Genomic DNA, 14,929 nt, shown 5'->3' on the forward strand with positions numbered 1-14,929 from the left:
GACCCCTCAGTTGAAGCGCATCTCGCGCACGTCATCCGCCACAATGATTTTCCCTGCCGTTTTACGCACGATCTCGTCAATACTGATGCCCGGGGCGTATTCCCGCAGAATGAACGCGCCGTCCTCGATTTCCAGCAGCGCGAGATCGGTCAGGACCCGACGGATGCAGCCCGCGCCCGTGAGCGGCAGCGTGCAGCGCGGCAGCAGCTTTGACTCACCGCTTTTTGAGGCGTGGGTCATCACCACGATGATGTTCTGTGCCCCGGCGACAAGATCCATCGCGCCGCCCATGCCCTTCACCATCTTTCCGGGGATCATCCACGAGGCGATGTTGCCCTCCACGTCCACTTCAAACGCGCCCAGCACGGTCAGGTCGACATGGCCGCCGCGGATCATGGCAAACGACTGGGCCGAGTCGAAAATGGCCGCGCCGGTCCGCGCGGTCACGGTCTGTTTACCGGCGTTGATCATGTCGGCGTCAAGGCTCTGCTCATCAGGAAACGCGCCCATCCCCAGCAGCCCGTTTTCCGACTGGAGCATCACATCCATCCCGTCCGGAATGTAGTTCGCCACCAGGGTAGGGATGCCGATCCCCAGGTTGACGTAGTAACCGTCGCGCAGGTCGCGGGCGACGCGCATGGCCATCTGTTCACGGGTTAACATCGTCACACTCCTTCCGCGCGCAGCGTGCGCTGTTCAATGCGTTTTTCAAACTGGCCGACAATCAGCCTGTCGACGTAAATTCCCGGGGTGTGAATGGCCGAGGGGGGCAGCTCACCCGGCGGAACAATCTCTTCCACCTCCACCACCGTGATCCGGCCTGCCGTTGCCATCAGCGGATTAAAGTTTTGCGCGGTATGGCGATAGATAACGTTGCCGTACCAGTCTGCTTTCCAGCCCTTAATGAGCGCGAAATCACCGGTAATAGCCTCTTCAAGGATGTAGTGCTTCCCCGCAAACTGGCGCACGTCTTTACCGACAGCCACGGGCGTGCCGTAGCCGGTAGCCGTGTAAAATGCCGGAATGCCCGCGCCGCCCGCGCGCACCTTTTCCGCCAGCGTGCCCTGCGGCGTGAGTTCAATCTCCAGCTCGCCGCTCAGCACCTGCCGCTCGAACAGTGCGTTCTCGCCGACGTAAGAGGCCACCACTTTGCGTACCTGCCGCGTTTCGAGCAGTATCCCGAGACCGAAACCGTCCACGCCGCAGTTGTTTGACACCACGGTCAGATCTTTCACCTGACGGCGTCTGACCTCTGCAATAAGGTTCTCCGGAATGCCGCACAGACCGAAGCCGCCTGCCAGCAAAGTCATTCCGTCCGTCAGCCCATCCAGCGCCTGCGCATAGCTGCCGACGCGCTTATCCAGTCCTGCCATAGTCATCCCTCCCGTTAACCGTGGCGGTATCATTAGGGGCGGCGACTCATTTGTTAATTTTGAATTTGTGACCCACTCATTTGGTTTTCTTATTAATTTACCGTTAACTAATTCTTTTCAATTAGTTAACGGGATGAAAAATGAGAATGAGTGTCAAACAGTTACGCGCGTTTTTAGCGGTAGCTCACACTCTCAATTTCGCGCACGCCAGCGAACGCTTAAATCTCTCCCAGCCGGCACTGAGCCTGACGATTAAAAGTCTGGAAGACGCGCTCGGTGGCCCGCTGCTGCAGCGGAGCACGCGCAAGGTCGCGCTGACGCAGGAGGGAGAGACGTTTTTGCCGATGGCGCGCCAGCTGCTTGCCGACTGGGATAACGTCGAAGAGGCGATGCACCAGTGCTTTACCCTGCAGCGCGGTAAAATCTCGGTCGCCGCCATGCCGTCGTTTGCCGCGAATGTCCTGCCCGAGGTGCTGAAAGCGTTTCGTGATCGCCACGCCGGGATCAACGTCACCGTGCATGACGTCATCAACGAGCAGGTGATTGAGATGGTGCGGGAAGGGCGGGTTGAGATGGGGATCGCCTTCGAACCGGCCCCCACGCACAACCTGCTGTTTACGCCGCTGGGGCTCGACAGGTTTGTTGCCATTGTGCCTAAAGATTCCTCGCTGGCGGGCAAAAAGCGGCTGGCATGGGAAGAGCTGCTGACGCTGGATTTCATTACCCTGCAGCGCCCTTCGGCGGTACGTCTGATGATGGAGGAGGAGCTGGCGCGAAGCGGCAGAAAGCTGGACGTGGCGCTGGAGAGTCATCAGCTGGTGACGGTAGGGCGCATGGTCGCCAGCGGGCTGGGCGGCAGCGCCGTACCGGCGCTCTGCGAGGCGCAGATGACGGCACTGGGCGCGGTCTGTATCCCGCTGGATAGCCCGCCTATTGAAAAGTGCATCGGAGCAATCCATCCAGGGCACACGCAGCTCTCTAAGGCGGCGCATGCCCTGCTGGAAACGCTGAAGGATTTTTACCAGCCCACTCAGGGGGCGAGAAATACCTGCGGTACGGGGTGATCCGGGTGGCTGCCAACGCACACCTGCGCGCCGTACCAGCGCGCCAGCGTCCCGGCCTGCAGCACGTCCTCGGGCGCGCCGCGGGAGACCAGCCTGCCGTTGTGCATCAGCAGAATGCGATCTGCCCACAGCGCCGCCAGATTGAGGTCGTGCAGCACCACGCAGACATGGAGGTGACCCCGACGGGTCAGGGATTTCAGCAGGCGCAGCAGATGCTGCTGGTGGTAGAGATCCAGCGCGGAGGTGGGTTCATCAAGAAACAGCCAGCCGCGCGGTGCCCCGTCGCACCAGAGCTGGGCCAGCGCGCGGGCGAGCTGGATCCGCTGCTGCTCTCCGCCGGAGAGCGTCGAATAGTGTCTGCCCGCCAGCGGTAAACAGCCCGTAATCGCCATCACTTCCTCAACCACTGATGCTTCAGGGGCGCGAGTCCAGGGCGCCCGGCCCATACCGACCACCGCTTCTACCGGCCAGTCGAATCCAGGCTGTGTATTCTGGCGCATCACCGCCCGGTAGCGGGCGAGGGTATCCGGCGGCCAGTCCGCAAGCGGCGTGCCGGCCAGAGTGCAGCGTCCGCTTGCGGGCTTGAGGTAGCCGGTAAGCAGCCGCAATAATGTCGACTTCCCGGCACCGTTGGGGCCAATCAGTGCGACCAGCTCACCCTGAGAGAGAGTAAGCGACACATCGTCGATCAGCGTCCGCTGCCCGGCGTGAAAGAAAATGTTCTCCGCACAATAGCGTTCAGCCATGCGTACCTCCGCGACGAAAGATAAGCCACAGGAACCACGGCGCACCGAGAAGGCTGGTCAATAACCCGACGGGCATCTCCGCCGGGGAGACCAGGGTGCGCGCCAGCGTGTCGGCAACCAGCAGCAGCAGCGCGCCGGCCAGCACCGAGCCGGGAACGACGGCCCGGTGGTCGGCTCCCAGCCACATGCGCATCAGGTGCGGCACCACAAGGCCAATAAAGCCGATCACGCCGCTGACGGCCACCGCCGCGGCAACCAGCAGGGCGCTGCACAGCAGCAGGATCCTCTGCACAGTGGCAACATCCACCCCGAGATAGTGCGCCTCTTCATCGCCCAGCTGCAGCAAATTGAGCGGGCCAGCCAGCCGCCAGATAATCAGCACCGCGGGCACCATCAGCGACGTTACCGCCAGCAGGGTGGACCACTGCGCCTGCCCGAGGCTGCCCATTCCCCAGAGCGAAAGCTGGCGAAGCTGGGCATCGTTGCTAAGCCAGGAGAGCACCCCGACGGCCGCGCCGCACAGGGCGTTGATGGCGATCCCCACCAGCAGCAGGCGGGACAAGGAGCCGTGACGCTGCTGGCTGAGCAGGAAGATAAGAACGGTTGCGGCCAGCGCGCCGAGGAACGCCGCAAGCATCGGGGCGTACAGCATCAGCAGGGCAGGTAAAGCGGCGGGAATAACCACCCACAGCGCCACCGCCAGCGCCGCGCCGCTGCTGATCCCCAGCAAACCCGGGTCCGCCAGCGGGTTGCGGAACAGCCCCTGCATCACACAGCCGGCCAGCGCCAGCGCACCGCCAATCACCAGCGCCAGCAGCACGCGGGGCAGGCGAATGGTAAGCCAGATCTGACGCATGGCCTCATCGCTGCCGCTCCACAGCAGGCTGACCGGCAGGTGCAATGCCCCAAACCCCGTCGCCGCGAGCGTCATGATGCTCAGGATCGCGGCCAGCATCCACAACGACAATGCGATCCGCCGGGACATCAGGGCAGTTGCTCCGCTTTGGCGCGCAGCTTCAGGATGGCATCCGGCGTTCGCACGCTGAAGCCCAGCAGGGCCATATCATCAATCGCCAGCATCTGCCTGTTGCGTCCCGCCGGGGTTTGCGCCAGGCCGGGCAGCTTCCACAGGTTTTCCTCGCCGCCCAGCGCGTTCACGCCGTCCTGCGAAATCACCACCAGGTCGGGCCGGCTGGCAATGACTCCTTCCTGCGACAGCGGCTGATAGCGGGTGAATCCCTGCATCGCGTTCTGCAGCCCGGCGGCCCGGATGGCGGCGTCTGCGCCGGTCTGCTGCCCGGCGGCCATCGCGGTCATTCCCCCGTGGTTGAGGATAAACAGCACCCGCTTGTTAAGGGGCGCTGCGGGCAGCGCCGCCAGCACCTGACGCAGCGTGTTGCGCAGGGCTTCCCCCTCGGCTTCACGGTGCGTGGCGTCGGCAATCACCCGAACCTTTTCGTCAATGACGCTCAGGTCGTTGCGGCCAGGAACGGTAACCACCCTGACGTGACTGTGTTCGACCTGCTTCAGCGCAAGAGACGGCTGCGCCTGGTCGCTGGCCAGCACCAGCGTGGGGCGCATGGACAAAATGCCTTCGGCGTTGAGCTGACGTAAATATCCCACGTCAGGCAGATCGTTTGCCGCCTGCGGCCACTGGCTGGTGCTGTCGCGTGCGACCAGAGAAGACTGCGCGCCAAGCGCATAGACAATCTCCGTCACGTCGCCGCCAAGGGCGACAATTTTCTCCTGCGCGGCGGCAAACTCTACCAGAGGCAGGGCGCACAGCAGGGCTAACCACGTTTTCATGCGGCCAGCCCTTTTGGCGTCAGGGCGTCAATCTGGCTGCGCCACTGGCTCTGCTCCGGCTCGCCTTCGGTACGCTGGCCATAAAGCTGCGCGATTTGCGTGCCGTCGGCGGCAAACAGCTCCAGGCTGGTGACGTGGCCGTCTGCGGTTGGCTTGCGCGTAACCCAGCTCTCCGCGATGGTTTCTTCCAGCAGATGCAGCGTAAAGGCGGGATTAAAGATGTTCAGCCAGCCTTTCATCGGCACGACTTTCTGTACTGCACCGGTGAAGATCTGCACGCAGCCGCGGTTACCGACGAATACCATGATTTCGTTGCCGTCCTGACGTGCCGTTTCCAGCAGCTGTGCCAGCGCGCTATTCTCCACCTTACAGGCAAGGTCGTCGCCCACCAGGCGAAACGCCTGCTGACGGCTGAGATTGTGGCGTTTGAGCAGGCTGAAGAACTGATGCACGTCAGTCATGGCGCGCCACTCCTTATCCACGAGAGCGGCATCCGCGTTTTCGGCGTGAGCCGGGGCATCCGCAGCGCCCAGCTCAAGCGGCGGATTATCGGCAAAGATAAAGCGGGTCAGCACATCGCCCCAGGCAGCGAGGTCGGTGTTGTCCGTGGTATAGACCTTGAGCACCGCATCGCCCTGGCGATCGAAGAACTGAATGCTCTGCCGCTCGCCGCGTGGGGTGGCTTCGCTGAGGTGAAACGCGCTCGCCCACTGGTTGAGGAACAGGCGAAGATCCAGCGCGCGCGGGTTCAGCACCAGCCCGGCGTGGCCCTTCAGGTGCTGGTTGGTGAAGTTGCCAACCTGCTCGTGCACGGCATACTCGTTGCGGCAGATGCATTTGGTTTCACCCACTGCTTCCAGCGCGCCCAGGATATCGCGGATTTCACCGCGCAGTCGCCAGGCGTCGTGACCCACGCGGGCAAAGGTCAGCTCCGCTTCGCTGATATTCATTAACCCTGCGATGTCTCGCGCGTACTTACCCGGATGTTCTTCTTTTAGCTCAAGCCAGCGTGTGTAGTGATTCATTGTCTTATCCTTCTGAAGAGTGGCCCCGAAGGGAATTACCACTGATAGCTTACGAAAATCTTGCCGTTACGCCCGTCCTGCGGAATGCCCTGAGGTGACCAGTACTCTTTGTCAAAGGCGTTGCCCAGCACCAGCGTGGTGGTGACGCCCTTGAGCTGCTCCTGGCCCTTATAGCTGACGTAAAAATCGTTGACCGCATAGCCCGGCTGCTTGCTGTAGCTGCTGCTGACGTGAGTTGAGCGATCGGCAAAAGTGCCGATCCAGCCGACGGAGAACCCGCTTTGCGCCACCGGAACGTCCAGCTTGCTGGTGACGGTGTCCGGGTTGATGCTGGAGATGTACTCCCCGGTATTGGTATCTTTCCCGCGCGTGCGGTTATAGGCCACGTCAAGGTTAAACAGATCGGCCGAATATTTTGCCATTACGTCCCAGCCCCAGATTTTGGCGTCAGGAACGTTGTACGACATGGTGGTCGCCGCGGCGAAGTTGACGGTGGTGGAGATGTAGTCTTTCGCTTTGGTATCGAAATAGCTGGCCTTGAACTCCAGCGCATCGTTGGCGAGCATCAGATCGTCAAAGCGCAGGCCAAAACCAAACTCCTGCGTTTCGTTGGTTTCCGGGCGCAGGTTCGGGTTAGGTACCCAGTAGTTGGTGTAGAACCGGCCGATGGAGAAGTGTTTAGCGTCGTTATACATTTCACCCATGGTCGGCGCGCGGAAGGCCTGCGCGTAAGAGCCGAACAGCATCAGCCAGTCGGTGGGGCTGACGGTTAACCCCGCCCGGGAAGACCACTTATCGGCATTGACGTCATCGTAGCCATCGCTGCTACCGCGATAGTTGTCATAGCGCGTGCCGCCCAGAAGGGTAACGGGCAGATCGCGCAGGGTGATTTCATCCTGCAGCCAGCCGGAGCTAAAGTCGATTTTCGCCTCCGGGAAGCCGGTCGTGGCGCCGCCCGGACGCTGCTCCTGACGATAGTATTCTCCGCCGTAGGTCAGAAGGTGAGACGCAAAGGAGTCGCTGAACAGGCGGGTACGGTTTTCCACCTTGCCGCCTTTGGTGGTCTGCTTGCGGAACTCGCCGGTGCTGTCGATGTTCTGGGCGTTAATGCGCGCTTCAGACCAGTAAACCTTCGCATCGGCGTTCAGCCAGTCGTACCCTTCCGGCGCAATGCGGTAGCCAACCTGCGCATCTCGCTGGATGGTGGAGCGGTCGGTCATCGGGTTGCTGCTGTTGGCATCTGATGTTTGCGGGTTTTTCGGCTCCTGCGCGGCGTTGTTGTAGTAGCGCAGGGCGCCACTCAACGTCTGAGCCGGGTCGATTTTCCAGCTGCCTTTCGCCAGCATGTTATTAATGGATTCGTCGTTCGGCGCCGTTGCACCGTCGCTCTGGCGGATATCACCACGGTCGCGGCTGGACCACGACACAAGGCCGTCCAGGGTATCGGTGCGGCCATAGGCGCTGGCCCCCAGGCCGAGGCTGTGGTCACCCGTTGCACCGGTACCAAACACGCGATAACCGCTGTTTTTACCCGGCTCCAGCAGGTCTTTGGCGTCGACGGTGTCATAGGAAATCACGCCGCCCAGCGCGCCGCTGCCGTAGAGCAGGGCCGACGGGCCGCGCACCACTTCAATACGTTTGATGAGCGCGGGATCGAGGAAGGTGCTGTTCAGGTGGCCGGTATCGGTTCCCTGACGCACGCCGTCAACCAGTACCAGCACGCCGCGACGGTCGTAGCCGCGCAGGTTAACGTCCTGACCGTTGGTGCGGCCGGTGCCGTCAAGCGTCAGGCCGGGGACGTTGCGCAGCAGATCGGCGGCAGAGCTGGCGGTCTGTTTTTCCGGGGCGGTGGCGTCAATCACGCTCACCATCATCGGGGCTTCGAAGGCGCTACGGGCGTTGCCTGTGGCGGTGACGGTTATTTCATCTGCGGCAGCAAACGCGACGCCCGGCAGGGTGCTGACAATCGCCAGCGCCAGAAGGGACGGGCGTAAACGTGCGGTGTGCAGGTGTGGCATAGCAACTCTCCATAAAGTATCGAAAGCGCTGGCTGCCTGGGGATGACCTGGGTGGCTGGCGAAGGTTTTAGTTTATTTTGTGAGGATCAATTTTCCGGCATTCGTCTGGCGCAGCAGGTAGTGCTGGCCGTCATGCTCGATAATCACCCGGCCCTCATCACCCAGCAGAGTTTTGCTGTCGATGCGACGATCGCCAGGGGCAGGGGACGGTGCTGTGTGTGTTTTTGCTGGCGTTGCCGCGCTGTTATCCGTAGGTGACATCATGTTTATAAATAACAATCAATGTAACAATGATAATCATTATCAATAAACTGCAAATTCACGGCAAGCGTTTTTGTGAAAATTGTGTGACGGGATCAAATTCAGGGGGCGAGGTGCGGTCTGATCCCCTCACCCTAACCCTCTCCCCAAAGGGGCGAGGGGATTGTTCACTGCTCGCATTAATTTGTGGGGATTCCTCAACCAAAAGGAAGAGAATCGTAGGTCGGGTAAGCGTAGCGCCACCCGACAAGGTTTTAGAATCGCGTATCAACCGCAGCTGCAAGCTTCTCCAGCAGCAGTTCGCTGTCTTCCCAGCTCAGGCACGGGTCGGTGATCGACTGACCGTACACCATCTGCTGGCCGGCAATGATTTTCTGCGTGCCTTCCTTGATGAAGCTTTCGGCCATAATCCCGGCAACGGCGGTCGAGCCGCTGCGGATCTGCTGACAGATCTCATCGCAGACGTCCAGCTGGCGGCGATGCTGCTTCTGGCAGTTGCCGTGGCTGAAATCCACCACCAGGTGTTCCGGCAGGTCGAACTCGGCCAGCGTTTCACAGGCCGCCGCAATATCTTCTGCATGGTAATTGGGCTTCTTCCCGCCGCGCATAATGATATGCCCGTACGGGTTACCGCTGCTCTGGTAGATGGTCATATGACCGCTTTTGTCCGGCGACAGGAACATGTGGCTGGCACGCGAGGCGCGGATCGCATCTACCGCGATACGGGTGTTGCCGTCGGTCCCGTTTTTAAAGCCGACCGGACAGGAGAGGGCGGAGGCCATCTCGCGGTGGATCTGGCTTTCGGTGGTCCGCGCGCCAATCGCGCCCCAGCTGATCAGATCGGCGATAAACTGCCCGGTCACCATATCGAGAAATTCGGTGGCCGTCGGCACGCCCAGCTCGTTGACCTGCAACAGCAGCTTGCGCGCCAGTTCGATGCCGTGGTTCACGCGATAGCTGCCGTTAAGGTCAGGGTCCGAAATCAGCCCTTTCCAGCCCACCACGGTACGCGGTTTTTCAAAGTAGGTGCGCATCACAATCTCAAGGCGATGCTGGTATTTATCCCGCAGCCCCTGAAGGCGTTTTGCGTAGTCCATTGCCGCATCCAGATCGTGGATGGAGCAGGGGCCAATCACCACCAGAAGACGCCTGTCTTCACCATTGAGGATTTTTTCAATGCGGCGGCGGGAGGCCGTCACATGTTCCGCGACCGCGGCGGAAACGGGGTGCCGCTCGGCCAGTTCAGCCGGGGTGACCAGGCTGTCTATGCGCGCCGTGCGGAGTTCATCGGTTTTATTCATGACTTGTCTCAGAAAATTTTTGCTTCATCGGCAGACTACCGGGAAGTGATGGGCATCACATTAAACCAATCCCTGCTGATTTCAAGTTCGGGGCGACACCGCCCCGCTGTTGAAATGGATGATACATGAATCCGAGCTAATGTACTAGCTTATTAGTACATTCGGCGGTTAAGTCCCATGATGTCGAGAATTTTGGTGGCGATCTCTTCAACCGAATAGTTGGTGCTGTTCAGCCACGGGATCTGGTTTTTGCGGTACAGCGCCTCTACTTCGGAAACCTCCATGCGGCACTGGCGCATCGAGGCGTAGCGGCTATTCTCGCGGCGCTCTTCGCGGATCGCCGCCAGGCGTTCCGGGTTAATCGTCAGGCCGAACAGCTTGTGCTGCAGCGGCTTAAGAGCAGCGGGCAGCACCAGGTTATCCATGTCATCAGCGATAAACGGGTAGTTTGCGGCGCGGATGCCGAACTGCATCGCCAGATAGAGGCTGGTTGGCGTTTTGCCGCAGCGCGACACTCCGAGCAAAATCACCTGGGCCTGGTCGAGATTGCGCAGCGAAATCCCGTCGTCGTGCGCCAGGGTGTAGTCGATGGCGGCGATACGCGCATCGTATTTGGTCAGGTTGCCGGGGTTCAGCCCGTGGGTGCGATGCGCGATAGGCGTCGGATCAAGCTTCAGTTCGCTCTGGAGCGGAGCCACCAGCGCCTGCACGATATCCTGGCAGAAGCCCTCGCTTTGCAGAATGATGTGGCGAATTTCGGGAATCACGATGGAGTAGAACACCAGCGGGCGCACGCCGGTCTGCTGGTAGATGGCATCGATCTGATCCTTCACCGCTTTGGCGCGGCTCTCATTTTCCACAAAAGGCAGCGTGATGCTGTTAATCGAAACGGGGAATTGCGACATCACCGCGTGGCCCAGCACCTCGGCGGTGATCGCCGTACCATCAGAAATATAAAAAACGTGACGATCGACAGCATTATCCATTTTACCCACCCTGAATATCATACGTAATTGTCTGAAAGCATAAATTAAAAAAGGTAATTACACAGCAAAGAACTTATCCTAATTATAAATGAAACGCTGTTTTTGATTTTACTGAAAAGCGGATTTCATTTTTCAAATAGCGACTTTATTTTTGGGGTTTATGGCTGAATATAGAGGAATCATCGGGTTATTGGCTGGTGGGAAACTATCCGAAAAGTTGAAAATTTAAATTGCTTACACGATTCACCGTTTTTTTAGCGCAAATAATTATGCCAGTATAAATACGTAGTCAGGTGTTACTTACTCCGATCAAATATCACAAAAGGATTGTTTCGATGTCCAACAATGGCTCGTCACCGCTGGTGCTTTGGTATAACCAACTCGGCATGAATGATGTAGACAGAGTTGGGGGCAAAAATGCCTCCCTGGGTGAAATGATTACAAATCTGTCCGGTATGGGTGTCTCCGTACCAAACGGGTTTGCCACTACCGCCGACGCGTTTAACCTGTTTTTAGACCAGAGCGGTGTAAACCAGCGCATTTACGACCTGCTGGATAAAACGGATATTGATGACGTCACCGAGCTTGCAAAAGCCGGGGCGCAGATCCGCCAGTGGATCATCGACACACCTTTCCAGCCGGAACTGGAAAAAGCCATCCACGACGCCTACAACCAGCTCTCCGCTGACGATGCGCAGGCGTCCTTTGCCGTGCGTTCTTCCGCGACCGCAGAAGACATGCCGGACGCCTCGTTTGCCGGACAGCAGGAAACTTTCCTGAACGTTCAGGGCTACGATGCCGTGCTGGTGGCGGTGAAGCACGTGTTTGCCTCCCTGTTCAACGACCGCGCCATCTCCTATCGCGTGCACCAGGGCTACGACCATCGCGGCGTGGCGCTCTCCGCGGGCGTGCAGCGTATGGTGCGCTCCGACGTTGGCTCCTCCGGCGTGATGTTCTCCATTGATACCGAATCCGGCTTCGACCAGGTGGTGTTTATCACCTCCGCGTGGGGCCTGGGCGAGATGGTGGTGCAGGGCGCGGTTAACCCTGACGAGTTCTACGTCCACAAGCCTACGCTGGCCGCTGGCCGTCCGGCGGTGGTGCGCCGTACCATGGGCTCGAAAAAAATCCGCATGATCTATGCCCCGACCCAGGAGCATGGCAAGCAGGTTAAAATTGAAGATGTACCGCAGGAGCAGCGCGACCGCTTCTCACTGACCGACGCAGAAGTGCAGGAACTGGCGAAGCAGGCGGTGCAGATAGAAAAACACTACGGCCGTCCGATGGATATCGAATGGGCGAAAGACGGGAACACCGGCAAGCTCTTCATCGTGCAGGCGCGCCCGGAAACCGTCCGCTCACGCGGTCAGGTGATGGAGCGTTATACGCTGCACGCGCAGGGTAAAATCGTGGCGGAAGGCCGTGCCATTGGTCACCGCATCGGTGCCGGCCCGGTCAAAGTGATCCACGACATCAGCGAGATGAACCGCATTGAGCCAGGCGACGTGCTGGTGACCGACATGACCGACCCGGACTGGGAACCGATCATGAAGAAAGCCGCGGCCATCGTCACCAACCGCGGCGGTCGCACCTGTCACGCGGCGATCATTGCCCGCGAGCTGGGTATCCCTGCGGTTGTCGGCTGCGGTGATGCCACCGAGCGCATGAAGGACGGGCAGAACGTGACCGTCTCCTGTGCCGAAGGCGATACCGGCTACGTATACGCCGATATTCTCGATTTCAGCGTGAAGAGCTCCAGCGTGGATACCATGCCGGACCTGCCGCTGAAAATCATGATGAACGTCGGCAACCCGGACCGTGCGTTTGACTTCGCCTGCCTGCCGAACGAAGGCGTTGGCCTGGCGCGTCTGGAATTCATCATCAACCGTATGATCGGCGTTCACCCGCGCGCGCTGCTGGAGTTTGACGACCAGGATCCGAAGCTGCAGAACGAAATCCGCGAGATGATGAAAGGCTACGACTCGCCGAAAGAGTTCTACGTCGGCCGTCTGACCGAAGGGATCGCCACGCTGGGCGCAGCGTTCTACCCGAAACGCGTGATCGTGCGTCTGTCTGACTTCAAGTCAAACGAATACGCCAACCTGGTGGGCGGCGAGCGCTACGAGCCGGAAGAAGAGAACCCGATGCTGGGCTTCCGCGGCGCCGGACGCTACGTGTCCGACAGCTTCCGCGACTGCTTCGCGCTGGAGTGTGAGGCCGTGAAACGCGTGCGCAACGATATGGGGCTGACCAACGTCGAAATCATGATCCCGTTCGTGCGTACCGTGGATCAGGCGAAAGCGGTGGTGGACGAGCTGGCGCGTCAGGGGCTGAAGCGCGGTGAAAACGGGCTGAAGATCATCATGATGTGCGAGATCCCGTCCAACGCCCTGCTGGCCGAGCAGTTCCTGGAGCACTTCGACGGCTTCTCTATCGGCTCGAACGACATGACTCAGCTGACGCTGGGCCTGGACCGCGACTCCGGCGTGGTTTCCGAGCTGTTTGACGAGCGTAACGAGGCGGTGAAAGCGCTGCTTTCCATGTCCATCCGCGCGGCGAAGAAGCAGGGTAAATACGTCGGCATTTGTGGTCAGGGTCCATCTGACCATGAAGACTTTGCCGCCTGGCTGATGGAGGAGGGGATCGATAGCCTGTCCCTGAACCCGGACACCGTGGTGCAAACCTGGCTGAGCCTGGCGGAACTGAACAAGTAACGACATCACGATCGGAAAAAGGCGAGGATATTATTCCTCGCCTTTTTTATTTCACCGCTAATTTGCTCCCCATCACAAATAAACTAAAAAACCAAATATCATAATTTGTCTGTTAATTAAGACAATTGTTAGTGCGCAAAGCGTTGCTAATACTTGAGCCTTACTGCGCATTTTCCTTCGGAAGATGCGCAACTGGTTGAAATACGTTTTAACCTGATAAAAAGGCAAATAACAATGACACTTTCCTCTGTATTGCGTACCAAAGATAAAATAGGTTATGGCTTAGGCGATATGGCCAGCGCGCTGGTCTGGCAAACGGCCACGTTATTTCTTGCTTATTTCTATACCGACGTTTTCGGTTTACCCGCTGCCATTATGGGCACCATGTTTTTAGTGGTGCGCGTGGTCGATGCGTTTGTCGACCCGTGCATTGGCGCGCTGGTTGACCGCACGCAGACGCGTCACGGCCGTTTCCGTCCCTGGCTGCTGTGGTTTGCTATTCCCTTTGGCGTAAGTTGCCTTATCACCTTCTACGTACCGGACGTCGGGCCGACGGCAAAAATTGTTTATGCCTGCGCGACCTACGCGATTTTAAGCCTGATTTACTCCGCCATTAACGTGCCTTACTGCGCCATGCCGGGGGCGCTGACGCTGGATCCGCGCGAGCGCCACTCCCTGCAGTCCTGGCGTTTTGGCTTGTCGTTTATCGGCGGGCTGATCGTAACGGTTATCGCCTTGCCGCTGGTCTCATTGTTAGGACAGGGCAACGTGCAGAAAGGCTATTTCTACGCCATGAGCCTGATGGGGCTGCTGGGGATTGTGCTGTTTTTCTGCTGTTTCCTGATGACCCGCGAGCGTTATTCCCCACGCAATGATACCTCCGGCTCCATGCTAACCGATTTAAAACTGCTGGCCGGGAACAGCCAGTGGCGTATTGTCTTCCTGTTTAATATTTTGCTGTTAACGGCGGTGGTGACGCGCGGCTCTGCCACCATGTATTACGTCAACTATGTGCTGTTGCGCCCGGAGCTGGTTTTTGCCTTTATTGTTTCCGGCATGGTGGCCTCCTTAAGCGGCGCATTATTATCTGAACGGCTGCTGGGGAAATTTGACCGCGTCCGCGCCTATCAGTGGACGATTATTTCCTTCGTCATCTTCGGCGCGCTGATTTTCTTCCTGCCGCCTTCTCAGGTGTGGCTGATTTTTGGCCTCAACATTGTCTTTAGCTTTGTGCAAAACCTCACCACGCCGCTGCAGTGGACTATGTTCTCAGATGTGGTCGACTACGAAGAGCACCGCAGCGGCCGCCGTCTGGACGGGCTGGTCTTCTCCACCGCGCTGTTTGCCATCAAGTTTGGGCTGGCGCTGGGCGGGGCGGTCGTCGGCTGGGTGCTCGGCATGGTGGATTACGCCCCGGGCCAGGTAGCCCAGGCGCCGCACGTGCTTTCCACCATCAACGCGCTGTTCACCCTTATTCCGTGCGCGCTGTTCCTCTGCATGGTGGCGCTGCTTTCCATCTACAAGCTCAACAGCCGGCTGGTGGATTCCATCGCCCGGGAGCTGGCGAGCAAGCGTGAGGTAAGACCCGATGCGGGGCAGCTCAGCCCGGCAACCCCTTCCGCACTACAGGAGTAA

Annotated in this window: 13 protein-coding genes; 3 read left to right on the plus strand and 10 right to left on the minus strand. The window is 59.2% G+C overall.

The window, feature by feature from the left end; translation table 11 throughout:
- Positions 1-6: 6 nt before the first annotated feature.
- Together ACR42C_RS09615 and ACR42C_RS09620 are read right to left on the minus strand one after the other, a co-directional pair.
- A complete protein-coding gene (locus ACR42C_RS09615; RefSeq protein WP_479985049.1) occupies positions 7-663 on the minus strand; it encodes a CoA transferase subunit B in 657 nt (218 codons plus the stop codon).
- A 2-nt stretch (positions 664-665) separates the two neighbouring features.
- Complete coding sequence (locus ACR42C_RS09620; protein ID WP_116340487.1) at positions 666-1,373, minus strand: CoA transferase subunit A; 708 nt, start codon at positions 1,371-1,373, stop codon at positions 666-668.
- Between the two features lie 140 nt (positions 1,374-1,513).
- Here ACR42C_RS09620 and ACR42C_RS09625 point away from each other — a divergent pair, with 140 nt between their 5' ends.
- Positions 1,514-2,437, plus strand: a complete 924-nt coding sequence (locus ACR42C_RS09625) for a LysR family transcriptional regulator (RefSeq protein ID WP_320720427.1) — start codon at positions 1,514-1,516, stop codon at positions 2,435-2,437.
- On the opposite strand, the gene ACR42C_RS09630 is transcribed toward ACR42C_RS09625, so the two are convergent.
- The 8 genes from ACR42C_RS09630 to ppsR form a co-directional block, all read right to left on the minus strand.
- Positions 2,404-3,183 carry a heme ABC transporter ATP-binding protein gene (locus ACR42C_RS09630; RefSeq protein WP_163328955.1) on the minus strand — a complete coding sequence of 260 codons (780 nt, stop codon included), beginning with the start codon at positions 3,181-3,183 and terminating at the stop codon, positions 2,404-2,406. The two genes, ACR42C_RS09625 and ACR42C_RS09630, sit on opposite strands and share 34 nt — an antisense overlap.
- Entirely contained in the window at positions 3,176-4,168 is a 993-nt protein-coding gene (locus ACR42C_RS09635) for a FecCD family ABC transporter permease (RefSeq protein WP_316378951.1), read from the minus strand. Before ACR42C_RS09635 ends, ACR42C_RS09630 begins: the two co-directional genes overlap by 8 nt.
- On the minus strand, positions 4,168-4,989 hold the full coding sequence (locus tag ACR42C_RS09640; RefSeq protein ID WP_479985050.1) for a heme/hemin ABC transporter substrate-binding protein: 822 nt from the start codon (positions 4,987-4,989) through the stop codon (positions 4,168-4,170). Before ACR42C_RS09640 ends, ACR42C_RS09635 begins: the two co-directional genes overlap by 1 nt.
- Positions 4,986-6,014, minus strand: a complete 1,029-nt coding sequence (chuS, locus tag ACR42C_RS09645; RefSeq protein ID WP_316378953.1) for a hematinate-forming heme oxygenase ChuS — start codon at positions 6,012-6,014, stop codon at positions 4,986-4,988. Before chuS ends, ACR42C_RS09640 begins: the two co-directional genes overlap by 4 nt.
- A 35-nt stretch (positions 6,015-6,049) precedes the next feature.
- Positions 6,050-8,032: a TonB-dependent hemoglobin/transferrin/lactoferrin family receptor gene (locus ACR42C_RS09650; RefSeq protein WP_479985051.1), complete on the minus strand. Its 1,983-nt coding sequence runs from the start codon at positions 8,030-8,032 to the stop codon at positions 6,050-6,052.
- Positions 8,033-8,104: 72 nt separating this feature from the next.
- A complete protein-coding gene (gene hemP / locus ACR42C_RS09655) occupies positions 8,105-8,293 on the minus strand; it encodes a hemin uptake protein HemP (RefSeq protein ID WP_166712687.1) in 189 nt (62 codons plus the stop codon).
- A 254-nt stretch (positions 8,294-8,547) separates the two neighbouring features.
- Positions 8,548-9,594: a 3-deoxy-7-phosphoheptulonate synthase AroH gene (aroH, locus tag ACR42C_RS09660; protein ID WP_479985052.1), complete on the minus strand. Its 1,047-nt coding sequence runs from the start codon at positions 9,592-9,594 to the stop codon at positions 8,548-8,550.
- A 152-nt stretch (positions 9,595-9,746) separates the two neighbouring features.
- Positions 9,747-10,580 (minus strand): posphoenolpyruvate synthetase regulatory kinase/phosphorylase PpsR, encoded by an 834-nt coding sequence (gene ppsR / locus ACR42C_RS09665; protein WP_014883510.1) that lies wholly within the window; start codon positions 10,578-10,580, stop codon positions 9,747-9,749.
- Between the two features lie 335 nt (positions 10,581-10,915).
- Here ppsR and ppsA point away from each other — a divergent pair, with 335 nt between their 5' ends.
- Both ppsA and ACR42C_RS09675 read left to right on the plus strand, forming a co-directional pair.
- Positions 10,916-13,294 (plus strand): phosphoenolpyruvate synthase, encoded by a 2,379-nt coding sequence (ppsA, locus tag ACR42C_RS09670; RefSeq protein WP_023311316.1) that lies wholly within the window; start codon positions 10,916-10,918, stop codon positions 13,292-13,294.
- Between the two features lie 234 nt (positions 13,295-13,528).
- Positions 13,529-14,929, plus strand: a complete 1,401-nt coding sequence (locus ACR42C_RS09675) for an MFS transporter (protein ID WP_316378956.1) — start codon at positions 13,529-13,531, stop codon at positions 14,927-14,929.

This window comes from Enterobacter sp. MG-EB028 (assembly GCF_056673305.1).